Here is a 21,828-nt window from a genome sequence, read left to right as displayed (position 1 = left end):
CTGGCGGTCGAGGCCGCGGATGTCGATCACCCGCAGCGGGTCGATCAACGCGGGGATCAGGTTCGCCTTGGTGCGGATCAGCGCGGGGTCGGCGTCGGCGGCGGACCGGCCGACGAACTCGACCGCGATCTCGCGGGCGCGGGCGATCTCGTCGTTGATCCGCTGCTCGACGTGGCGGCCGAGCTCGGCGGACATCGCATCGAGCTCGAAGTCGAGCCGCCCGCTGAGCGGTTCCATGTTCCCGCCGGTCACCGCGACGCCGTAGTCCGCCCAGATCACCCCGCACAGCACGTGCAGCGCGGTGTGGGTGCGCATCAGCTGGTGGCGGCGGTCCCAGTCGAGGGTGCCCTCGAGCTCCGTGCCCGGGTCCGGGAGGGGGTCGTCCGCGTCGAGCTGGTGCCAGACCACCCCGCCGTCACGGCCGACCTTCGCGACTGACGCCCGGCCACCGTCCCAGACCAGCTCGCCCCGGTCGGCCGGCTGGCCCCCGCCGCCGGGGTAGAACGCCGTGCGGTCCAGCGCGACGCGGTGGGCGTCCGCGTCGACCTCGACCACCCGCCCCTCGAAGGCCCGCAGGTAGGCGTCGGTCGCGTACAGCTCCTCGGTGGGGTCTGCCATGCCCGGGGACTCTAGTCCCGGTGCCCGTCGCCGTGGAGGGGTCGGGGGAGGGCGGTCCGGGCGATGGATTCGACACCGTCGCCGGGGTCCCGTGGATGGATTCGACACCATCGTGGGGGCAGGCCGGTCAGCGATGGCGCGCCACCGCGGGGCGGGAGCTGGCCCGCGACGATCATCAACCTGACCCGAGGGGGTGAGGGGGCGGGCCTGGATGTCGAATCCATCCCCGCCGGCGGCGTGGAGGTGTCGAATCCATCCCGTCAGCCCGCGGCCAGCTCCACCGCGATGTCGGGGACGAACTGGCCGGCTGTCGTGCCCCGACCGATCCCGCAGTCGCCGTCGGACTCGCCGGGCGGCTTGATCCACAGCCAGAGCTCGTCGGGGTGCTCCGGGGCGACCTGCGGGCCGGCGCCGATCGCCCGCCCCGCCGCGTTGCACCACTCGCCGTCCGAGCCGTTCCCGTTCCTGCCCGTGTCGATCGCGTGGGCGCGCGACGTGCCGAGGGCCTCGACCAGGTGGGCGTCCACCCCCGCGGCGTAGGCGCGCTCGTCGGCGGTCGTCTGGTGGTTGGACACGTTGGTCGTGAACCCGTGGGCGTCGGCGACGCCGGCTGCGAGGAGGCGATCGGCCATCACCGACGGCGGGTGCCAGTCGGAGTGCCCCGCGTCGAGGTAGGCCCACGCCACCGGTGCGGCGGACAGCGCTGACACCGCGTGGCGGAGCAGCGCCAGCCGATCCTCGCGGAGGTCCTCGGGGACGCAGTCGAGCTGGGCGAGGGCGTCCGGCTCGACGACCACGAGCACGGGTGAGTCGCCGATCGCCGCGACCAGGCCGTCGACCCACTTGCGGTACGCGTCGCTCCCGCCCGCCCCGCCCGCGCTGTAGCGACCGCAGTCGCGTCCCGGGATGTGGTACATGACGGCGACCGGGAGCCGTCCCTCCCCCTCACCCGCCGCGATCAGGTCGCCGAGGCGCGCGGCGTCGTCCGCCGCCCCGTTCAGCCACATGGCCGTCGGGACGTCCGCGATCGCCTGCGCGATGACGGGTCGTCGGGGGTCGTCCGGGTTGCCCGCCACCCAGGCCCGGGCCTGGGTCGGCGCGGGCTGCACGCCCCCGGCGGCCACGAGGAGGGCCGGACCGGGTGGGGGCGCGACCTCGCCGCCCCGCACGTAGTGGCCCGGCCAGGGCAGCGCGACCGCGGGTGACGCCAGCGCCATGACGGCGACGACCGCGACCAGGAGCCGGGCCGCCAGCCGGGGCACGGTCCTCCTCAGCCGCCGAACGGCTGGCCGAGGGGGGCGCCCGCCATGTCGGTGATCTCACCCCAGCGCTCACCGAGCGCCTCGGGGCTGGGCACGGCGTCGAAGGTCACACCCTCGGCCTGGCTGAACGCGACGCGGGCGTACAGCCCCCCGCCGGCGAGCACCGTCCACCCGGTGTCGGACAGCTCGTCGCCGCAGAGGTGCACCACGAGCGGGGAGACGTAGGCCGGGTCGTACTTCTCGAGCGTGGCCTCGTCGAACAGGTCCTCGGTCATGCGCGTCGCCGCGATGGGCGCGACGGCGTTGACCTTGATGTCGTACTTGGCCCCCTCCATGGCGAGGGTGTTCATCAGCCCGACCATGCCGAGCTTCGCCGCCCCGTAGTTGGCCTGGCCGAAGTTGCCGTACAGACCTGACGTGGAGGTGGTCATCACGACGCGGCCGCGCCCCTGCTCGCGGAAGTGGGGCCAGGCGGCGCGGGTCACGTTGTAGGTGCCGTACAGGTGGACCTTGAGCACCGCGTCCCAGTTGTCCGCGGTCATCTTGTGGAAGGTGCCGTCGCGCAGGATCCCGGCGTTGTTGACGACCGCGTCGACCGAGCCGAACGCGTCGAGTGCGGTCTGGACGACTGCGGCGCCCCCCTCCTCCGTGGCGACGTTGTCGTAGCTGGCCGCGGCCTCGCCTCCGGCGGCGGTGATCTCGTCGACCACCTCGTCGGCCATGGCGCTGCCCGCGCCGGAGCCGTCGCGGGCGCCGCCGAGGTCGTTCACGACGACCTTCGCCCCTCGCTGGGCCAGCAGCAGGGCGTGCTGGCGACCGAGCCCCCCACCTGCTCCCGTGATGACGACGACGCGTCCCTCGACTCCGGCCATTGGTGCTCCTCCTGGGGGCGGGGTGGTGATCACCGGCAGGCTACACGCCCACCGCATCATGGTTTTACGTGGTTCTCCACAGGTCTGCACTTGAAGAGCGATGTTGTAGAGGTCTAGCGTCGCCGGCATGCGACGACTGTTGACGGTCCTGGCCGCCGAGGTGCTCGCGGTGGTGTTCACCAGCCGCGCCGCAGCGGCCGTGCGCGACGACCTCGGCGCGGACCCGCTGGTCGGTGCCGACCTGGGTGAGGTCCTGGTCGCGGTGGTGCACCTCGGGGCGTGGGCCGCGTCGTGGTGGCTGCTGGTCGGCACCCTCCACGACGTCGTGGTCACCGCGCGCGGACGCGGTCCGCGGGGTCGGCGGTTGGCGCCGGCGTGGGTCCAGCGCGTCGTGGTCCGCGCGGTCGGGACCTCCTTGGTGCTCGCCCTCGCGAGCGGTCCCGCTGCCGCGGTCGCCGCCCCCAGCCAGCCCGCTGCCGCCCAGGACGCCGATCCGCACGAGGATCCCGCCCCGGGGCCGGCGGTCGTCCTGCCGCCCGTGCAGCCGGTCCCGCTCCCCGGGACCACGCCCGTCCCGGTCGCGCCGGTGACCCCCGCGGAGGCGCAGACCGCCACCGACGAGGGGCCCGCACCCGAGGACCCGGCACCTGACTCCTCGGGACCGACCTCGCACGTCGTCGCCGCGGGCGAGAACCTGTGGGTCATCGCCCGCGCCGTCGTGGCCGGCGCGTCCGCCGAGCCGCCGTCGGACCGTGACGTCCACGCGTACTGGGTGCGGCTGATCGCCGCCAACGACGTCGCCTCCGGTGACCCCGACCTGATCCACCCCGGCGAGGTGCTGCACCTGCCATCGACCGGTGGGGAGGGGTGAGGGTGGGACCGTCACCGCGCGTCCGCCTCGCCGCCGGGGTCCTCTGGACCGTCGTCGCCCTCGGTCCCGTGCTGGGAGCGGTGGCGCTGATCAGCTCCGCGACCGCCCCCGGGTCGGCGGTGGCCGACGACGGCGTGCCGGTCGGCGTCGAGGGCGTCGCCGAGCTGGCGGTGGCCGTCCACCTGCGCGCCCCCGCCGGTGAGCCCGCATGGCGGCCTGCCGTGGCGGCGCCGACCCCCGCCGAGGTGCTCGAGGGCCTCACGACCGCCCAGCAGATCGCGGCCGCCCGCGCTGCCGCGGCGCCGCTGGGGCAGATCAGCGCCGTCGCGGCGCGACCGGCCGGCCGGGGGCGGTGGGGCGTGGTCGTCGGCGTCGCACGCGACCGGGGGGTCGAGCGCTGGCAGGTGACCGTCGCCGAGGTCGATGGTGACCTGGTGGTCGAGACCCTCCCCGCCCTCGTCGGGCCAGGTCCGGGGTCCCGGCTCGCGACCCCGCCGGCCGTCTCCCCGCTGCGCCCCCCCTCCGACGACGAGGTCGCGGTGACGACGGCGGGGTTCCTCGCCGCGTGGCTCGGGACCGCGGGGGACGTGGACCGCTACGTGGCCGCCGTCGCCGACGTGCCCGCCGGACCGCCGGCCGTCGCCGACGTCGAGCTGCGGCGCATCGCCAGCGGCGCGGTGGACGACCGGCACGTGGCGGTGCTCGCCGAGGTCCTCGTGGTGCGGGACGACGGCGCGGTCGCGCTCATGCACTACCCCCTGCTGCTCCGGCGCGCCGACGCACGGTGGCAGGTCGCCCAGCTCCTGCCGGCGCTCCCCCTGCGGGCCCCGGCACCTCCGACACCCCCGACAGACACGACACCCCCGACAGGAGAGCGTTGACATGACCGACTTCCTCACCCGGATGATCGCCGACGTCTCGAGCGTCATCACCGCCGCCATCGCCGCGGCCGCCGCGATCTACGTGGCCGCCGTGTGGTGGCGGACCAAGGCCCTGGTGCCCACCGTGACGGCGGTCGTCATGGCCGGCGTCGTCGTGTGGGCCACCGCCAACATCGACGTGCTCGAGCAGCGCGTCGACGTCGACGCGGACACCTGGATCCAGACCGGTGCCGCGGGCGGTGCGCCGTGATCGAGTGCCGGACCTACACCCACGCCCGACGCTTCCCGCTCGTGATCGGCAAGGTCGGCGGCTACGCGCTGCCTACCCCGCTGACCCCGGTGCAGGTCCTTGTCCTGGTGGGCCTCGCCACCGCAGAGATCCTGACCCGGCGGTGGTGGGCGGTCCTCCCCGGGCCGCTCGACCTGGTCGTCGCGATGGTCCTGCCGGTCCTGGCCGCCTGGGCCGTGCGCCACGCCCGCGTCGAGGGCCGGTCCCCCCTCCGCTACGCCATGGGCCTGCTCGCGTACGCGACGCGGCCACGCCGAGGGCTGCGGGCGGGCCGACGCGTCGGGGCCGAGCGCCCGTTGACCTTCACCCTCCGCCAGCTGTGACCGTGAGCGTGCGAGCGGTCAGGGGACAGGCCGGGGGGCGCTCCCCTCGCGCCAGCGAGGGGAGGGGGCGGTGACCCCCGCCCGACGCCTGGAGGCCAACCGCGTGTGGGCCTGGGACGGCTCGGTGTGGGCCGTCTGGCGCGTGGGACTGCCGACGTACCCCTTCGCGTCGACCGACGACAAGCTCGCCCTGCACGCCCGCGTCCGCGAGGCGTTGGTCGCCCTACCCGCCGACGCGCAGCTGATCAGCACCTGCGTGCCCGTCCCGGCAGAGGAGCTGGCCCGACGCGTGTCCGCCGGGGTGCCGGCCCGCGCCGCCGAGCGGTGGCGGCGCGCCGCGTCTGCCGACCTGGCCGCGCTGGTGGGGTACGGCTGCGTGGAGCGCCGCCTGTACGTGGCGGCCCGGATCGTGCCGCCCCGCGCGGGCACCGTGCTCGCCGCGGCGGTCGAGTCGGTGGCCCGGCGCTTCGGGGCCGGGGGACCCCGTCCTGCGCGCGCGGACGGCCGTGTCGCCGTCCAGGCCACACGAGACCTCGGCCAGCGCCTCGAGCGCGTCCTCCACGTGACCCCGGTCGCACCCCCTGAGATCGCGTGGCTGTACCGGCGCGCCGTCCTCCGCGGCATCGCCGATCCTCCGCCGCCCGCAGGGCACACCACACCCGTGGGGACCCCACCTGACGACGCGGTCCTGTGGGAGGGCGGTCGGGGTGACGACCCCGACCGGCCGCGACACCGGCGCTACCTGCGGATCGACACCGAGCGCGGCACCGGGTACCAGGCCACCGCTGTCGTCTCCGAGATGCCGTCGGCCTTCCAGCACCCGGGCGGCGGCGAGTGGTTCACGGTGGCGGACCTCGCCCCGTTCGGCGTGGACTGGGTGGCGCGCATCCACGCCGTCGGCAACGCCGAGGCGCAGCTCCGCGCCCGTCGCCAGCAGCGCCAGCTGACCGCCCAGTACGCCGAGTACGAGGGCGAGCCGGCCGGACCGCCCCGGAGCCTCGCGGCGGCGCTCGACGGGGTCGACGACGAGCAGGCCGCCCTGGCGGCCAACCCCGGGGACCCGGAGCTGCAGGTCACGATCGCCTTCAGCGTCACCGGCCGGACCCCCGCTGAGGTCGATGCGCGCGCCGCCCAGCTCGGTGACCTGCTCCAGCCGTGGGGGTACGCCGTCCACCGCCCGACCGGCGGGCAGGTCGCCCTGCACACGGCCGCGCTGCCCGGCGCCGCCGCGCCCCCGGTGTGCGACGACTACACCCAGCACCTCCTGCCCCGCGACCTGGCTGCCGGCGCCCCGGTCGCGGGCAGCGCGGTCGGCGACCCGCGCGGCATCCCGATCGGGGTCGACGCCCACAGCGGGCAGGCGCGGGCCGTCCTGATCGACCCCGCACACGGGCCGGCCACGAACCGCTCCGGGTCTCTCGGGGTCTTCGGCGCGCTGGGGAGCGGCAAGTCCTACTTCGTCAAGCGGCTGGCGCTGGGCACCGTGGCGCGAGGCGGCCGGGTGGTCACGCTGGACCGCACCGCGAGCGGCGAGTACGTCCGCCTCGCCGGTGCGATGGCCGCCGACGCCGGGGCCGACACCTGCGTGGTCGATCTGGACGAGCCGGGCGACGTCGGCCTGGACCCGCTCCGGGTGTTCGCCGGGGAGGACGGCATCCGCGTCGCGCTCGGCTTCCTGACGCTCCTGACCCGCACGACCCCCTCGGATGTCGACGGGGCGGTGCTGGCGGCCGCCGTCCGCCGCGTGGCGGCTGGCGGCGGGCGGCTCGTCGACGTCCTCGCGGCGCTCGAGTCGACGGCTGATCCCGAGGCCGTCGGGTTGCGGCGCAAGCTGGCGGTCCACGCCGACCAGCCGCTCGCCCAGCTCGTCTTCGGCGACCGGCCACCCCTGCGCCTCGACGCGGACTACATCTGCTTCCACGCCGCTGGCCTGTCCCTCCCGGACCGCGACGCGGTCGTCCACGAGCACCTGGCGCGCCAAGTGTTGCCCGAGCAGCTCTTCGCCCAGGCGCTGCTGTACCTGGTGGCGGCCGTGGCCCGGGCCCTGACCTTCGCGGACCCGCGGACGTTCGGGGCGACGCTGGTCGACGAGGCGTGGGCGCTCACCGCGAGCCCGCAGGGCCGCCAGCTGCTGCTCGACTCCATCCGCGACGGTCGGAAGCACAACGCCGCCGTGTGGCTGCTGAGCCAGCACCCCGACGACCTCGGCGACGACGCCCTCAGCCACCTGCTCGGCATGCGCGCGCTGTTCCGCCAGAGCCGCGGGGCCGCCCCGGCCGCGCTCCGCTTCATGGGGCTCGACGCGACCGACGACCTGGTCGGCCTGCTGAGCGCCGAGCTGCAGACGGGCCAGTGCCTGTTCCGCGACGTCGCCGACCGCATCGGCGTGGTGCAGGTGCTGCCGGCCGCGTCCAGCGACGTCCGGGCCGCGCTCGACACGACCCCCGAGGCGGCGGCGTGACGGCGACGCGGGGCGCCCGCCTGTCCGTCGCGGTCCTGCTCGTCGGCGTGCTCTCCATCGGCACGGCCTCGGCCCAGGACACGGCCTCGGTACAGGACCCGGCGGCGCCCTCGCCCACGGCGAGCGCCAGCCCCTCGCCCACACCCTCCGGGGAGATGCCCCCGGCATCCGTGACCCCCCTCGTCGCGCCACCGGACGCCGATCCCGAGTCCGCGGCCGACCCCCAGGCCAGCGATCCCCAGGCCAGCGATCATGAGGCCAGCGATCCCGAGGCCAGCACCGCGCCCGACCCCCCGACCGACCCCGGTCCCACCGACGCGGATCCGACCGGGGCGCCGCTCCCGCCTCCGATCCCGACGCAGGAACCCGATCGGCCCGTCGCCGAGATCACCGCCGAGATCGCGGACCGCGCCGAGCGTGGCGACGTCCCCGTGCGCGGCGGCGTCGATGTCCTGAGCGGCCTCGTCGGCCCGCGGGAGTCCGGCGCCCCGTGGGGGCACTACGACCTCGGCACCTCCGTCAACCTCTTCGACCACCTCGCGCCGGTGCACACCCTCAACCGCATCGGCTTCGCGATCGGCAAGTGGGCCATCGCCGGCGGTGGCTGGATCCTCGACGTGGTCCTGCGCTTCGACGTGGGCCGCTGGCTGGCCCCGAGCGTCGAGTCGCTGACCCAGCGCTACAGCGACGGGCTGTTCGCGCACGGCATCCGCCGCCTCCTCCTGCTGATCGCGGTCGCCCACGCCGGCTGGCAGATCTTCCGCCACCGCGCCCAGGCGGCCACCGCCGAGGTGCTCGTCGCCCTCCTCGTCGCGGCGGTCGGGTACGCGGCGCTGACGCGAGCCGAGGAGACGGTGTGCGCGGGGCTGTCCGCCATGGCGGACCTCACCGCCGGCGCCGTCGCCCTCGCACAGACCGACGTCGCGCTGCCCGAGGTGTCCGGCGACGGCTGCCAGGCCGGTGCGGTCGAGACACCCCACGTGTTCGACGCCGTGCTCGTCGAGCGCTTCGTCCACGAGCCCTACCTCGCGCTGCAGTGGGGGACCGTCCCGACCGGTGGCTGCCGCCAGGTCGCCGACGCGCTGGTCGCGGCGGGCAGCTGGGCGGACGACGACGCGCCCCGCGACCTGATGCGGGCCGCCGGCTGCGACGAGATGGCCGACTTCAACGAGGGCGTCCCTATCGACCGCCTGGCCGGCAGCTGGTTGTACGCGGTCGTCGCCGTGGCGTTCGTGGCCGCGATCGCCCTGACCGCCGGCACCCTCCTGGTCGCCCAGGTCGCCGGGGCGCTGCTGGTGATGGCGATGCCCTTCGCCCTGGTGGCCGGCATCTCGCCGGGGGCCGGCCGGGCGGTGCTGGCCCGGTGGTTCCACAGCCTCGCGAAGGTCGCGGTCCTGTTCATCGGCTCGGGGTTCTTCGTCGCGCTGCTCGCCACCAGCGTGTCCGCGGTGCTGGCCGGCGACGTCGCCTCCGACCCGGCCGGCGGCGACCTCCCCCGCACGGGGCTGGCCGTCCGGATGCTGGCGGCCGTCGTCGTCGCGTGGTCGCTCGTGATCCTGCGGGGACGGATCTTCGCGGCCATGCGCCGCGGCGCCCACGACGTCGCATCGCGCGCCGCCGGCCCCGGCGTGGATGTCGGACCGGTCGGGCGCGGACCCGCCCAGGTCGCCGGCCGCGCGGCATGGGGCGCCGCGATGGTGGCCGCGGACCTGCACGCGGGGGCGCGAGCGGCCAAGGTCGTCGGCGGCGCGGCGGTCCAGGCGGCCGGGTCGGCCGTGCAGGGGATCGGATCCGCGGGCCGGGCCGCGCGCATGCGCGCTCTCGCCCGGTCGGCGACCCCGTCCGCGTCGGCGACCCCGTCCGCGTCGGCGGCCCCACCCCCGCCGACCGGGTCGGCGTCCCCGTGACCCGCGCCCTGGTCGGGACGGTCGTGGCGGTGCCGCTCGCCCTCGTCCTGGGGGTCGTCGTGGTGCTGTCCCCGGGCAGGAGCAGCGCACCGACCGCCGTCCCCGCCCACGAGGACATCCCGGAGGTGGCCGTGCAGGCGTACGTGGCCGCCTCGACGGCGGACGGCCGCTGCGCCGTCCCGTGGTCGCTCCTCGCGGGGATCGCCAAGGTCGAGACCGACCACGGCCGCCACGGCGGCTCGGCACCCGACGCGCGCGGCCTGGTCCGTCCGCCCATCCTCGGCCCGGTGCTGGACGGGTCCCTCCCCGGCACCCGGCCGATCGCGGACTCCGACGGCGGCCGACTCGACACCGACGCGCGCTGGGACCGGGCCGTCGGCCCGCTGCAGTTCATCCCCCAGACGTGGGCGAGGTGGGGACGCGACGGGAACGCCGACGGTCGTGTCGACCCGCACGACCTGTTCGACGCGGCAGCCGCCGCGGCGGCGTACCTGTGCGCCGCAGCCGCAGACGACCTCGGCAGCGACGCGGGCCGGCGTCGGGCCGTGCGGGCGTACAACCGGTCCGACGCCTACGTCACGGCGGTGCTCACCTGGGCCGACCGCTACGCGGCGGAGGCCGCCCCCGCGACCGTGCGCGGCGACCACGGGCCGCTCGCCTGCCCGGTCGTGCCCCCCGTCCACTTCATCGACTCCTGGCACTTCCCCCGATCGGGGGGCCGGGTCCACCTCGGCCAGGACCTGTTCGCCCCCGAGGGCACGCCGCTCCTCGCCGTCGAGGACGGCACGATCGCCGCCGTCCGCACCGGCGCAGGCCTGGGCGGCAACGTCATCTGGCTGGAGGGGAGGGGTGGGCACCACTGGTACTACGCGCACCTGCGGTCCTTCGCGCCCGGCCTCGCCGTCGGCGACCACGTGGTCCGGGGCCAGGTCATCGGCACCGTCGGTCGCACCGGCAACGCCGCCACCACCCCTCCTCACCTGCACATCCAGTGGCGACCCGACGGGCGTCGCGCCGACGACGTCAACCCCTACGCCCTGCTGTCGGCGGCCTGCCCCGGCCACCTCGACCCGCGGTGACCCCGACCCCCTACGGGCGTAGGGGGTCGGAGGATCACTCCGCGGACCGACGCCCGGTCACCCCCGCCGGGCCTACCCTCCGGGCAGTGCCCGACGAGACCGCCCAGGACCGACGGCGCGCGCCCGACCTGCTGCGCGCGGCGGGCGCGCGCGTCGCACGCGCGGCGCGGGTGGTCGCCGGTCAGGTGGCCGATGCCGCGGTGATCGCCGTGGCCGGGCCGCCTCCGCCGACGCGCAGGCGGGAGGGTCGGGTCGGCCGGCTCGTCCACGGGGCCGTCGAGGCGACCCCGGTCGCGGTGGCGTTGCTGCTGCTCCTGATCTCCACCGTCGAGCTGAACTCCCGCAACGATCCGCCGGGACCCGACGTCGGCGGGCCGGTGATCTTCCTGGCCGCCGTCCTGGCCGCCGCACCCGTCGCGCTGGTCCGTCGGGCGCCCCTGTGGGCGTTCCGCGCGGGGCTCGCGGGCGGGGTCCTCGCCGCGGGCCTGGTCGCACCGCTGCTCGACGACCTGCCGATGCTGGCGGCGAGCGCCATCGGGGTTCCCCTGACCGTGTACGCGGCGGTGTCCCGGACCCGGCAGGACATCGCCTACGGGACGGTGGCCTGCGCGGCGGTCGCCCTGGCGATCCTGGGCAGCACCGCGTCCGTCGACCACCCCGACGTGGTCTGGGTCTGGAGCGTCCTCACCGTCGCGGCGGCGGCGACCTACGGCGCGACCGTGCGCGGCCGCCGGCAGGCCCAGGGTGCGCTCCTCGCGGAGGAGGCGCGGTCGGCCGAGCAGCGCGCCGCCCGGGCGGTGCTCGAGGAGCGGACCCGCATCGCCCGGGAGCTCCACGACGTCGTCGCCCACCACATGTCCGCGATCGCGATCCAGGCGGAGGCCGCCCCGCTGACCCACGGCCACGACCCCGATGCGCTGCGCGGCGACCTCGCCCAGATCCGGGCCACGGCCCTCGACAGCCTGGCGGAGATGCGGCGGATCCTGGGGGTCCTCCGCGATCCCTCCACCGGGGCGGCTCTGTCACCCACCCCGGGCCTCGACGACCTGGACGGCCTGCTGACCACCGCCCGCGCAGCCGGCCTGGCGGTCACCGTCGAGGTGCTCGGGACCCCCACCCGCCTGGCGACCGGCGTGGACGTGTCGGCCTACCGGATCCTCCAGGAGGCGCTGTCGAACGTCATGCGCCACGCCCCCGGGTCGGCCGTCGCCATCACCATCGCCCACCGGATCGACCCGCCGGTGCTGTCCCTCGAGGTCCACAACGGCCCCGGCGAGGGCGGACCGCCGGTCGAGGTCGGCAGCACGCCCCACGGGGTGGTCGGCATGCGCGAGCGCGCCGCCGCCCTGGGCGGCGACCTGCACGCCGGCCCGGCCGCCGACGGCGGGTTCCTCGTCCAGGCCCGGCTCCCCCTGGTCCCGGCGTGACGGACCCCATCCGCGTGCTCATCGTCGACGACCAGGGCATGGTCCGCACCGGCTTCGCCGCGTTCCTGTCCGGCCAGGCCGACATCGAGGTGGTCGGCGAGGCCGCCGACGGCCGCCAGGCCATCGAGCGGGCCGCGTCCCTCGCCCCGCACGTCATCCTCATGGACGTGCGCATGCCCGGCCTCGACGGGCTGGCGGCCACCCGCGCCATCCTGTCCGGCGACCCCCCTCCGGGCGGGCACCCGCGCGTCGTGGTGCTGACCACGTTCGACCTCGACGAGTACGTCTACGACGCGCTCAAGGCCGGGGCCAGCGGGTTCCTCCTGAAGGACGCCTCAGCGGTCGAGCTGGCCGACGCCGTCCGGGTGGTCGCCCGCGGCGACGCGGTGATCGCGCCGGCCATCACCCGCCGTCTGATCGCCGACTTCGCCGCCGCCGGGGGCCGTCGGGCGGCGACCCCGGCCAGGGTCGCCGAGCTGACCGACCGCGAGTCCGAGGTGCTGGTCCTGGTCGCCCACGGCATGTCCAACGGCGAGATCGCCGGCGAGCTCGTCCTGGCCGAGCAGACGGTGAAGACCCACGTCAGCCGCATCCTGATGAAGCTCGACCTCCGCGACCGGGCGCAGGCGATCGTGTTCGCCTACGAGTCCGGCCTGGTCGAGCCGGGCCGCTGACCCTACGGCCGTAGGGGGTCCGAGGACCCCTCCGGCGGGGGACGCCGACCACAGCCGGGGCGGTGGACGCTCGACCCATGCACGCACCAACCGCGAACCCGGTCCGCCCCTCCCCCGCGCGCCACCCCTCGCCCGTCCCCCCGTCGAGGCGGACGCGCCGACCACCCCGCTGGCTGCGGCGCACCGCCAAGCTGGCCGGCGCGGGCGCGCTCGCGGCGCTCGCGGTCAGGACCGGCGGCCTGGGCCGCGACGAGCTCGTCCGCGCCTGGCAGCTGCTGACCGGTCTGCCACCACTCGCCGTCGTCGGGCTCGTGACCCTCCAGATCGCCTGGTGCGTCGCGCTGGCCCAGGTCCTGCGGACCGCCGCTGCAGCCGCCGGCGGCCGGATCGGCCACCTGGCCGCGCAGCGGACCTCGATGGCCGCCTTCACCACGAGCCGGGTGGTCCCCGGCGGCGGCTACGCCGGCGGGGTGCTCAGCGGCACCGAGCTGGTCCGCCACGGCAGCTCCCCCGGGGTCGCCGCGGCCGCGATGGTCCTGTCCTGGGCCGTCACCACCCTCACGCTGTCGGTCCTGCTGGTCGGCGGCATCGCGGTGGCCGCGGCGTCGGGAGGCCTGCCGGACGCCGCCATCGGCCTGCTGGCCGCGACCATCCCGCTGGGGGTCGCTGCGCTGATCGCCCTGCTGGGGACGCGCAGCCCGGCCGTCCGCGATCGGCTGGCACGCCTCGCCCGGCGGCTGCCGGGCCGCGTGCGGGACGCCGCGGTGCAGGCGGTCGGGGGACTCGCCGGCGCCAGCGCCCGGACGCCGGCGCGCCGGTCGCTGTGGAGGTGCGCGGCGTGGTCGCTGGCGGCCTGGTCGGTGGACGCCGCCGCGCTCGCGCTCGTCTTCGCGGCCCTCGGCCACCCGCTCGGGCTGCCCGCCCTCGCCATCGGCTACGCCACGATCAACGTGGTCAACACCGCACCCGAGCTGACCCCCGGGTGGATCGGCGTCTTCGAGGCCACCGTCGCGGCGGCGTTCACCGCGCTCGGGGTGCCGGCGGGCGTCGCGATCGCCGGCGTCCTGATCTACCGGCTCGCATCGTTCTGGCTGCCCGTCGCCGCGGGGGTGGTGCCCGCGATCGCGGTGCTCGTCCGCCGCCGGGTCGAGCCGGTGCCCGCGCCGACCGTGCCGCCGGAGGCGGACGGGGTGCCCGACGGCCTGGTACCCGCTGACGTGGCCGCTGGCCTGCCCGCGGACGACCGAGAGCTGGTGGCGGCGTGACCGCCCCGGGGCCCCTGGCGCTGCTCGGCGGCGGTGAGCACCGCGAGCCCTGCCGCCCCGTCGACCGCTGGCTGCTCGAGCGGACCGGCGTCGCCCGCCCCCGCGTGGTCGTCGTGCCGGCCGCGTCGCTGCCCGGCACCCGCCCGGCCACGATCGCCCTGGCCCGGACCTGGTGGGCATCTCTCGGCGCCCGCGCCACCGCGGTCGCGCCGGAGGACGTCACCGCCGCCGTCGACGCGGTCGCCGCCGCCGACGTGGTCGTGCTGACCGGCGGGGTCCCCGCCGCCCTGGTCCGCCGGCTGGGCGCGTCGCCGGTGTGGGACGCGATCGTGGAGCGGTGGCGCGCCGGCGCCGCGCTGTCCGGCTCCTCCGCCGGGGCGATGGCGATGATGGCGTGGCGGCTCCGGCTGGTCCCGCCGTCCCCGTTCGGGCTGACCCCCGGCCTCGGACCGCTCGAGGGGTACGTCGTGGTCCCCCACTTCGACCGGCTCGTCGCCCGCTCCTCGGTCATGCGGCGCGTCGCCGTCCGGCGGCAGCGCAGCTACGACGGCCTCGCCGTCCTCGGCATCGACGAGGGGACCGGCGTGGTCAGCCACGGCGGCGAGCACCTGGTCCTGGGCGCCGGCGCCGCCACCACGATCGACGCCGACGGGTGGCACCAGCACCCCTCCGGCTCGGCCACGCCGGCCCTTCTGGGCCCGCCGGCGCTCGCCGGACCCCTCACCCCCGTCCGAGCGGCCTGACCGGGTCGGGCGCCCCGGCCACCCGTCACGCCCCCGGCGGCGGGTCCTCGGCGCGGCGGGCCCGCACACGGCGTTCGTCGTCGACCACCACCCGGCCGCCGCCCGCGACCTTCGCGGCGTACATCGCCGCGTCGGCCCGTGCGAGCAGGGCCGCGGTGGTCTCGCCGGTGTGGGGCCGGGCGGCGCCGACCGAGACGCCGACACCGATCCCGCCATCCGCCGACGGGACGGTGTGGGTGCACGCCTCCTCGATGGCCTCGGCCAGCGCGGTCAGCTCCTCGGGACCGGGATCGGCCGCCACCAGCACGACGAACTCGTCGCCGCCCACGCGCGCGACCACGTCGTCGGGTCCGACCACGGCGGCCATCCGCCGTGCGAGGTCGATGAGGACCGCGTCGCCCGCCTGGTGCCCGAGCGTGTCGTTCACGGCCTTGAACCCGTCGAGGTCGCAGAACAGCACGGCGGGGGCGGACGTCCCGTCCGCTGCGGCAGCCAGCGCCTCCCCCAGGCGCGCCTCGAGCAGGTGGCGGTTCGGCAGCCCGGTGAGGGGATCGGTCAGGGCCTGCTCGGCCAGGCGGTTGGCGGCCTCCCGGACGTCCTGCAGGTCCCGGCTGAGCCGTTCGGTGTCGGTCGTCAGCCGGTGGTTCTCCACGGCGATCGCCGCCTGGACGCTCAGGACGCGCAGGGCCTCGAGCCGCTCGGCGTCGAAGGCGTGGGTGGTGAGCTCGTTGACCAGGTGGAGCACGCCGGTGAGCCCCGTCGGGGTGGTCAGCGGCAGGCACAGCAGCGACCGCGCGCCGCTCGCGGCGAGGCCCGGGTCGAGCCGGGGTGCCCGGTCCGCGGCGACGTCGTCGATCTGCACCGGCCGTCGGGTCCGGGCGACGTAGCGGACCGTCGCGGTGCTGAGCCCCCGGTGGGCGTCCAGGTCGCCGGCCGGGTCGGGCTCGACGACCACGTCCGCCCCGTCCACGTGGGCGGCAGCCGCCACCGCGAGGCCGCCGTCGGCGGGGAGGACCAGGAAGCCGCGGGTGGCGCCGGAGCGCTCGACCAGCACCTCGATGAGCCGACCCAGCAGCGCCCCGGCGGTCTGGCCGGCCCCCCGGGTCACGCCGCCGTCGGCGAGGCCGGCCTCGCCCCGGCCCCCGCTCGCGATCGCGCGGTCCGCCGCCACCACGTCGGGCCACCGGGCCTCCACCGCGGCGACGAGGGCGTCGGCTCGCCACGACCGGTGGGCGGCCAGGGCCCGCTGCGCGTAGTGCCGAGCCAGCTGGTCCTGCCCGGCCGCTGCGTGGAACGACGCGGCGCGATCGCAGATCACACCGAGATCCGACAGCCAGCCGTGCTGGGCGGCGAGCGCGGCCGCCCGCTCGAACCCGGCCATCGCCTGCGGCCGCCGTCCGGTCGCCGCCGCGATCTCCGCGGTGACCCAGGCCACCCGGTGGGCGTGGTTGGCCGGCGCGTGCGCGCGCCAGCGGCGCAGTCGGGCCAGCGCCGCCGTCGCGCGGGCCAGCCGACGTGCCCGCTCGGCGCGCGCTGCGCCCCGCGACGTGGCGGCCCACACCACCCCCTCGTTGAGGGCCTGCAGGGCGACGACCGCCTGCCCGGGAGCGGTGCGGGACAGGCCGTGCCCGCCCTCGACGGCCGCGAGCGCGTCGTCGAGGCGGCCGTGGCGGAGCGCGACGAAGCCGCGCAGCGCGTGGATCCACAGGCGCAGGTCGGTGGGTCGCGGGTGGTCCTCCAGCCACCGGGTGGAGGAGAACGACGCGCCGTCGACCAGCACGTCCCCGGGCGCGTCGACGAGCTCCTCGGCGACCTGGCGGACGACGACGAGCCGTTCGAGGTTCGCGCCGAGCTGCAGCTCGGCGGTCAGGGCGATGTGCTCGTCGAGGTCCGCGATCACCGTGTCGAGCGGGCGGCCGACCAGCAGGGCGTGGAGGTCGTGCCAGAACAGCCCGGCCACCGGGTAGCCGATGTCCCCTGCGGCCAGCCCGCGGCGGAACGACGCCTCGAGCGGCTCCAGGGTCTCCGCGAGCGGGCGGACCCAGTGCGCGACCATCCCCTGGTGGACGAACGTGGTGCCGCCGAGCGCGGCCGAGCGCGGATCGCGGGACAGCTCGACGCCGACGCGACCGAAGTCGTACCCGGACCGGAGGCGCCCGAGCACCCCCGCCAGCACCATGCCGTACACGGCCACCGCGTATCCGGAATCCGCGGCCACGCCGCGCTCGAGGGTCTGCCTGGTCCCCCGCATCGCGAGGACCGCCAGCGTGAGCGGCTCGTGGACGTAGGCGGCGTTCGACGCGGCGAGTGCCACCCGCATCACCGTGTTCAGGGTGGGGTCCTCGCTCGGGGGCAGGGCGAGGAGGTCCTCCGCCCGCCGTCCGCGGAGGGCGCGCGCGGTGGCCGCGAGCTCGGTGACCACGTCGGTGAGCGAGGTGCGCTCGGGGATCGGCTGGCCGAGCTCCTCGAGGGTGCGGCGCAGCGCCTTCAGCATCTCCCGCGGCAGGTTCTGCTGCCACCACAGGTGGAGCAGCAGCACGTGGACCCGGGCACGGGCGGACGGGTCGGAGGTGACGGCGAGCGCACGGTCGCAGAGGTGCTGGACGAGCTCGGGCTCACCGGCCAGGAGGGCGTTGTGCGCGGCCAGCCTGAGCAGCTGGTCGCCCGCCGGCTCGGGCCCGTGGGCGTCGTGGAGCGCGATCGCGGTCTGCTGCAGCTCGAGGGCGGTGTCGTACCCGCCGGCGCGGTGGGCGCGCGCGGCGGCGACCTCGCAGAGGTCGCGCAGGTCGAGGATCTCCTCGCGGTCGTCGATCAGGTCGACGGCCCGCCGCAGCTGGCCCACCGCGCCGAACAGCGTCGTCGCCCGGACGCGCGCCGGATCGTCGATGCGGGCGCGCAGCTGGCGGCCGATCCGCAGGTGCATGGCGGCCCGGTCGACCTCGGGCACCCGCGCGAGGACGACCTCGCGGATCCGGTCGTGGGCGAAGTGGTGGGTGTGGTCCCGCGGCTCCCGACGCACCAACCCGGAGTCGACCGCGGCCTCGACCAGCGCCGCGACCACCGCCTCGTCGATGCCGAGCACGTCGGCGAGCAGGGGCAGGTCCAGGCTCCCTCCCGCGTGGGCGGCGGTCTCGAGCAGCTCGGCGACCCCCGGCCCGGCACGCTCGACCCGCTCGGCGATGAGGTCCGGTGCCGACGCCGCCAGCAGGTGCCGATCCACCTCCTCGAGGTCCCAGCGCCACCGATCCCGCTGCTCGTCGTAGGTGACCGTCCCGCGTTGGTGCAGCTCGTCGAGGTAGACGCGGGTCAGCAGCGGGTTGCCGCCGGACCGGTCGACGACGGCGTCCGCCAGCGGCCGGGCCACGTCGACGTCGGTACCGGTCGCCTTGGCGACCAGCTCGGCGACGGCGTCCGCCGAGATGGGTGCCAGCGGCACCTGCGTGACCGCGTCGGTGGCCTCCCACCGGGCGAGCGCCTCGTCGAGGCGTGCCCGCACGGCTGCATCCTCGACGTCGCGGGCGGTGGCGATCAGCAGGAGCGGCCCGAGCTCGGGCGCGGTGAGCAGCTGGCCGATCAGCTGGAGGGTCCCCGCGTCGGCGCGCGGGAGGTCGTCGAGGACCACGGCGAGGTCGAGCCCGGCGTCGAGGAACGCCCGCAGCGTCGCGACCACGGCGCGGACGGCGCGGCGGCGCTGGCTCCCGAAGCTGGCGCCGCGGTGCTCACCGTCCTCCGACCCGTCTGCCGGGGCCGGTCCGGTCAGGTCCACGAGCCGGGGCATGAGCGTCGCGGCCAGGGCGTGGTCGTCCCGCAGGTGGCCGAGCACGGCCGACCGCACGCCCTCGAGGACCTCGTCGGGCTCGCCGAGGACGTGGTCGACGACCTCGGCGACGGCCTGGGCGACGGCGGTGAACGGCGTCGCGCCGACCTCGAGCAGGTCGAAGGCGGCGACGCCCGACACGACCCCGGCGGCCGACAGCGCCCGCACGGCCTCGGCCACCAGGGCGGACTTGCCGACGCCCGACTCGCCGCGCACGACCACCAGCCGCGGGGTGCCCGTCGCGCGCGCCTGCCGCCACGCCTGCAGCAGCGCGGAGACCTCGTCGTCGCGACCGACCAGGCGGCCCGACAGGTCGAACCGGGTGGGGACCCGCGGGTCGGCGGCCACCGGCCCGTCGGCTGCCCCGCCCCCGCCGCAGGCCGCGAGGGCGCGACGCAGCGCGGTCCACCCCTGGTACCGCCGGGCCGGGTCGACGGCGATCATGCGGTCGACCACGTCGGACAGCGTGGGGTCTGCCGCTGGGTTGACCTCCCGTGCGGTCGGTGGCCGTCGGGCGACCTGGGAGCCCTCGAGTTCCGGCCCGGCGTGGTCGGCGTGGGGCGCCCGGCCGGTCAGGCACGCGTACACGAGGGCCCCGAGGCCGTACTGGTCGGTCCGGCTGTCGACGTCGAGGCGCAGCCACCCCGACCGCTCCGGCGCCCGGCCGGGGTGGTGCGCCCCGACCGGGTCGGGGAGGGGACCCTCGGCGGGCGCGGCGGCCCCCGTCGAGATGAGCACCGGACCGGCGCCGGTGATCAGGACGTCGGTCGGGTGCAGGTCCAGGTGCCAGCGGCCGGCGGCGTGCAGGGCCTGCAACGCCGCGGCGACGCCGTCCGCCAACGCCACCGCGCGCTCTGCGACCCCGTCCCCCCCGGGATCGAGCAGCACGCCGCCGGGGTCGGTCAGGACGACGGCGACCCGCTGCGGCTCGTCGATGAGTGCCCGGACCCGGGCGACCCCCGGGTGGTCGACGGCGCCGTGGGCGAGGTGCTGGCGGCGGAGCCGGTCCCGGTGCGCCGGGGTGGGCGGCACCTCGGCGTGGGTCCGGACCACGACGGGTGCGCCGTCGTCGCGACGCGTGCCGCGGAGGACCACGTCGACGCCGTCGTCGGCGACGGGGGTCAGCTCGAAGGCGTCGAGCGGATCACGCATCGGGTGGGGGCAGCAGCGGCGGCGGAGGGGTGGGCAGGCGGCGCAGGAACCCGTAGCCGGGGATGTCGTCGAGCGCGGGCTTCCCGGCGACGGCCAGGCTGGCGAGGGCGCCCGACATCACGGCCGCCTCGAAGCTCGGGACGTTCCAGCCGGTGAAGATCCAGTCGCCGGCGAGCGCGAGGCCGCCGATGCCCGACTCCCACGCCTGCGGGCGCACCGCCGCCGATCCGGGCGGAGCCTGGTGGTAGCGCTCGTTCGGGTCGATGTTGGCGCGCCAGTACTGGGCGTCCAGGCGTTGCTCGCCGACCGGTTCCCCGGCCTCGGGCGGGCACCACAGGTGGGCCAGGTCGAACGCGCCGCCCTGGGTGGGGATGCCGCCGGCGTCCGGCAGCACCGCGACGGCGCTCCGCAGCCACTGGAGGAGGATCCCGCGCACCGCGGCGTCCGCCTGGCCGGGGAACGCGTGGTCGTCGAACGGCGGCCAGGTGCCGTGCCGGGCGAAGGTGCCGCAGAGGTACAGCAGCCCGGCGGGTCCGTCGGGTCCCCAGGCCTCCCAGGGGAGGGACTGGGTGAAGTCGGCCACACCCATGGGAGCGACCCCGCCGGTGGCGATCACCCGCTGGGTGCCGTCCAGCTCCGGCCACCCGAGCGCCGACGGCGGCTCGTCCAGCCACAGCTGCGCGGCGAGGGTCGCGACCGCGGGCAGGGCGGCGTCCCAGCTGGCGAACGCCTCCACGTCCGGCGCGACGAGGGGGAGGACGGGGAGCGGCAGGGCGCTGATCACCACGTCGACGTCCTCGCCGACGACGAGCCTGGTCCGGGCCGGTGCCGTCCAGTCGGCCCACCACGACTCGAGGTCGACGTCGCGGGCGGCCAGCTCCTCCCCCTGCACGAGCTGGTCGTAGATCGGCCGGTCGGGCCAGGTCAGCTGACCGCCCTGGACCCCCACGAGGGGGTCGTAGTCCCCCTCGACGGTCTCCGCCTGGACGTCGATGTCCACGCCGACCAGCCGGCCGTCGGCGACCTCGAGCCCGGTGACCTCGTGGAAGAACGCGAACCGGACGCCGCGCTGGAGGAGGGTCCGGTACACGGGTGCGATGACGGTCTCACCGGTCGAGGTCGCGAAGTAGTACGACGCGTGGCCGCGGGCGGTGACCTGTCGGAGGATGAAGGCGAGGTAGGCCGACGCGGACATGGTCGGCGGGGCGGACGTGTCGCCGTCGGCGAAGGCGAAGCACACCAGGACGGGGAGCTGCACGACGTTCGAGTCGAGCGTCATCGCGGTCATGCCGTGCCGGGTGAACCAGTGGCGGTAGTCCTCGTCGTCGACGACGTCGATCCCGTCGACGAGGACGCCGTCCGCCAGCGCGCCGATCAGCAGGCGCCCGTAGAACTCGAGCTGGGTGAACACCGACCTGATGTGGGCGTACCCGTCGTCGTCGGGCGCGACGTGGCCGGCCGCCGCCTCGAGCAGCGCGGCGATCGCGTCGACCAGCCCGTCGACGTCCGCCAGCGGGTCGTGGCCGTGGCGCGCCCGCAGGTGCTCGACGGCCTGGACCAGCCCCGCCTCCGCCAGCCGCTCCCGCCAGCTCCGCCGCGCGGTGTGCGCCTCGGCGTGCACGCCCGCCTGCGCGGCGGCGGGCGGCTCGTGCCGGCCGGTGAGGATCTCCTCCATGGTGACCAGCAGCTCACGGACGATCGTGGCCGGGTCGGCGTAGACCTCCCCGGGGTCCCACGGGTGCTCGGGGTTCGCCGGCAGCCACGCCGGTGACAGGTGCCACCCGCGGCTCCACCAGTCCACCAGCTGGATGTAGTCGCTCGGCAGGAGCGACTCCTCGATCGTGGTGACCGGCGCGTCCGGCGGCCACTCCACCTCCTCGCAGGCCCGCTGCAGCATCCGGGTGGAGTTGACGTACATGTTCCCGAACAGGTGGATGCCGTGCTCCTCGATGCGGGCGTCGCCCTCGAGGTCCCAACCGCCGCCCGGACGGGGCACGGGCGTCCCCCGGCGGCCGGTCGCGCCCTTCCCGCCGAGGCGCCAGCCCATCTGGTGGACGGTGATCTCGAACCGCTCCGCCGCGTCGGGGAACAGGGTCGGGTCGGTCAGGTGGAAGGCGGCCGACAACCCGGCGGGACCGCCGCCGAGGATCGCGATCCGCTGACGCTCGGTGGTCATCCGCTCCGTGC

The 21,828-nt window shown here is 76.5% G+C and carries 16 protein-coding genes; 11 read left to right on the top strand and 5 right to left on the bottom strand.

The genetic code is table 11. From position 1 onward, the window contains the following. From ACEQ2X_RS06365 to ACEQ2X_RS06355, 3 genes are all read right to left on the bottom strand, one after another. Positions 1–618, bottom strand: a 618-nt coding sequence (locus ACEQ2X_RS06365) for an alanyl-tRNA editing protein (protein WP_370324955.1), incomplete at its 3' end; no start/stop codon positions are given. A gap of 260 nt (positions 619–878) precedes the next feature. Then, positions 879–1,880 carry a glycoside hydrolase family 6 protein gene (locus ACEQ2X_RS06360; protein ID WP_370324954.1) on the bottom strand — a complete coding sequence of 334 codons (1,002 nt, stop codon included), beginning with the start codon at positions 1,878–1,880 and terminating at the stop codon, positions 879–881. Between the two features lie 8 nt (positions 1,881–1,888). Next, positions 1,889–2,752 (bottom strand): SDR family oxidoreductase, encoded by an 864-nt coding sequence (locus ACEQ2X_RS06355; protein WP_370324953.1) that lies wholly within the window; start codon positions 2,750–2,752, stop codon positions 1,889–1,891. A gap of 127 nt (positions 2,753–2,879) precedes the next feature. Here ACEQ2X_RS06355 and ACEQ2X_RS06350 point away from each other — a divergent pair, with 127 nt between their 5' ends. The 11 genes from ACEQ2X_RS06350 to ACEQ2X_RS06300 all read left to right on the top strand — a co-directional run bounded on the left by ACEQ2X_RS06350 (position 2,880) and on the right by ACEQ2X_RS06300 (position 14,672). Continuing rightward, the gene (locus ACEQ2X_RS06350; protein WP_370324952.1) at positions 2,880–3,623 is read left to right on the top strand and encodes a hypothetical protein; all 744 of its coding nucleotides are present in this window, start codon (positions 2,880–2,882) and stop codon (positions 3,621–3,623) included. Positions 3,624–3,625: 2 nt separating this feature from the next. Next, positions 3,626–4,504, top strand: a complete 879-nt coding sequence (locus tag ACEQ2X_RS06345) for a hypothetical protein (RefSeq protein ID WP_370324951.1) — start codon at positions 3,626–3,628, stop codon at positions 4,502–4,504. A 1-nt stretch (position 4,505) separates the two neighbouring features. After that, a complete protein-coding gene (locus tag ACEQ2X_RS06340; RefSeq protein ID WP_370324950.1) occupies positions 4,506–4,754 on the top strand; it encodes a hypothetical protein in 249 nt (82 codons plus the stop codon). After that, complete coding sequence (locus ACEQ2X_RS06335; protein ID WP_370324949.1) at positions 4,751–5,116, top strand: TcpE family conjugal transfer membrane protein; 366 nt, start codon at positions 4,751–4,753, stop codon at positions 5,114–5,116. The genes ACEQ2X_RS06340 and ACEQ2X_RS06335 overlap by 4 nt, the downstream gene beginning before the upstream one ends. Positions 5,117–5,186: 70 nt before the next feature. Beyond that, positions 5,187–7,577 carry an ATP-binding protein gene (locus ACEQ2X_RS06330; RefSeq protein ID WP_370324948.1) on the top strand — a complete coding sequence of 797 codons (2,391 nt, stop codon included), beginning with the start codon at positions 5,187–5,189 and terminating at the stop codon, positions 7,575–7,577. Then, the gene (locus ACEQ2X_RS06325; protein WP_370324947.1) at positions 7,574–9,484 is read left to right on the top strand and encodes a hypothetical protein; all 1,911 of its coding nucleotides are present in this window, start codon (positions 7,574–7,576) and stop codon (positions 9,482–9,484) included. Before ACEQ2X_RS06330 ends, ACEQ2X_RS06325 begins: the two co-directional genes overlap by 4 nt. Further along, entirely contained in the window at positions 9,481–10,563 is a 1,083-nt protein-coding gene (locus ACEQ2X_RS06320; protein ID WP_370324946.1) for a M23 family metallopeptidase, read from the top strand. The genes ACEQ2X_RS06325 and ACEQ2X_RS06320 overlap by 4 nt, the downstream gene beginning before the upstream one ends. Positions 10,564–10,649: 86 nt before the next feature. Further along, positions 10,650–11,990 carry a sensor histidine kinase gene (locus ACEQ2X_RS06315; RefSeq protein ID WP_370324945.1) on the top strand — a complete coding sequence of 447 codons (1,341 nt, stop codon included), beginning with the start codon at positions 10,650–10,652 and terminating at the stop codon, positions 11,988–11,990. Continuing rightward, on the top strand, positions 11,987–12,664 hold the full coding sequence (locus tag ACEQ2X_RS06310) for a response regulator (protein WP_370324944.1): 678 nt from the start codon (positions 11,987–11,989) through the stop codon (positions 12,662–12,664). Before ACEQ2X_RS06315 ends, ACEQ2X_RS06310 begins: the two co-directional genes overlap by 4 nt. 77 nt (positions 12,665–12,741) lie before the next feature. Further along, on the top strand, positions 12,742–13,929 hold the full coding sequence (locus tag ACEQ2X_RS06305) for a YbhN family protein (protein WP_370324943.1): 1,188 nt from the start codon (positions 12,742–12,744) through the stop codon (positions 13,927–13,929). Beyond that, entirely contained in the window at positions 13,926–14,672 is a 747-nt protein-coding gene (locus tag ACEQ2X_RS06300) for a Type 1 glutamine amidotransferase-like domain-containing protein (protein WP_370324942.1), read from the top strand. The genes ACEQ2X_RS06305 and ACEQ2X_RS06300 overlap by 4 nt, the downstream gene beginning before the upstream one ends. A gap of 25 nt (positions 14,673–14,697) precedes the next feature. Here the strand turns inward: ACEQ2X_RS06300 and ACEQ2X_RS06295 are convergent, their stop codons facing one another. Beyond that, the gene (locus ACEQ2X_RS06295) at positions 14,698–19,641 is read right to left on the bottom strand and encodes a diguanylate cyclase domain-containing protein (RefSeq protein ID WP_370324941.1); all 4,944 of its coding nucleotides are present in this window, start codon (positions 19,639–19,641) and stop codon (positions 14,698–14,700) included. Next, complete coding sequence (locus ACEQ2X_RS06290; protein ID WP_370324940.1) at positions 19,634–21,817, bottom strand: NAD(P)-binding protein; 2,184 nt, start codon at positions 21,815–21,817, stop codon at positions 19,634–19,636. The genes ACEQ2X_RS06295 and ACEQ2X_RS06290 overlap by 8 nt, the downstream gene beginning before the upstream one ends. Between the last annotated feature and the right edge of the window lie 11 nt (positions 21,818–21,828).

Origin of the sequence: Euzebya sp., assembly GCF_964222135.1 — a bacterium.
Lineage (GTDB): Bacteria > Actinomycetota > Nitriliruptoria > Euzebyales > Euzebyaceae > Euzebya.
The sequence above is the reverse complement of the archived record's forward strand: the minus strand, read 5'-3'. Positions and strand labels throughout refer to the sequence as shown.

Bases quoted from the DNA above. Each gene is read 5' to 3' on its own strand.
- ACEQ2X_RS06355 (WP_370324953.1), bottom strand. From the start codon at position 2,752: ATGGCCGGAGTCGAGGGACGCGTCGTCGTCATCACGGGAGCAGGTGGG.
- ACEQ2X_RS06350 (WP_370324952.1), top strand. From the start codon at position 2,880: ATGCGACGACTGTTGACGGTCCTGGCCGCCGAGGTGCTCGCGGTGGTG.
- ACEQ2X_RS06340 (WP_370324950.1), top strand. From the start codon at position 4,506: ATGACCGACTTCCTCACCCGGATGATCGCCGACGTCTCGAGCGTCATC.
- ACEQ2X_RS06305 (WP_370324943.1), top strand. From the start codon at position 12,742: ATGCACGCACCAACCGCGAACCCGGTCCGCCCCTCCCCCGCGCGCCAC.
- ACEQ2X_RS06295 (WP_370324941.1), bottom strand. From the start codon at position 19,641: ATGCGTGATCCGCTCGACGCCTTCGAGCTGACCCCCGTCGCCGACGAC.
- ACEQ2X_RS06290 (WP_370324940.1), bottom strand. From the start codon at position 21,817: ATGACCACCGAGCGTCAGCGGATCGCGATCCTCGGCGGCGGTCCCGCC.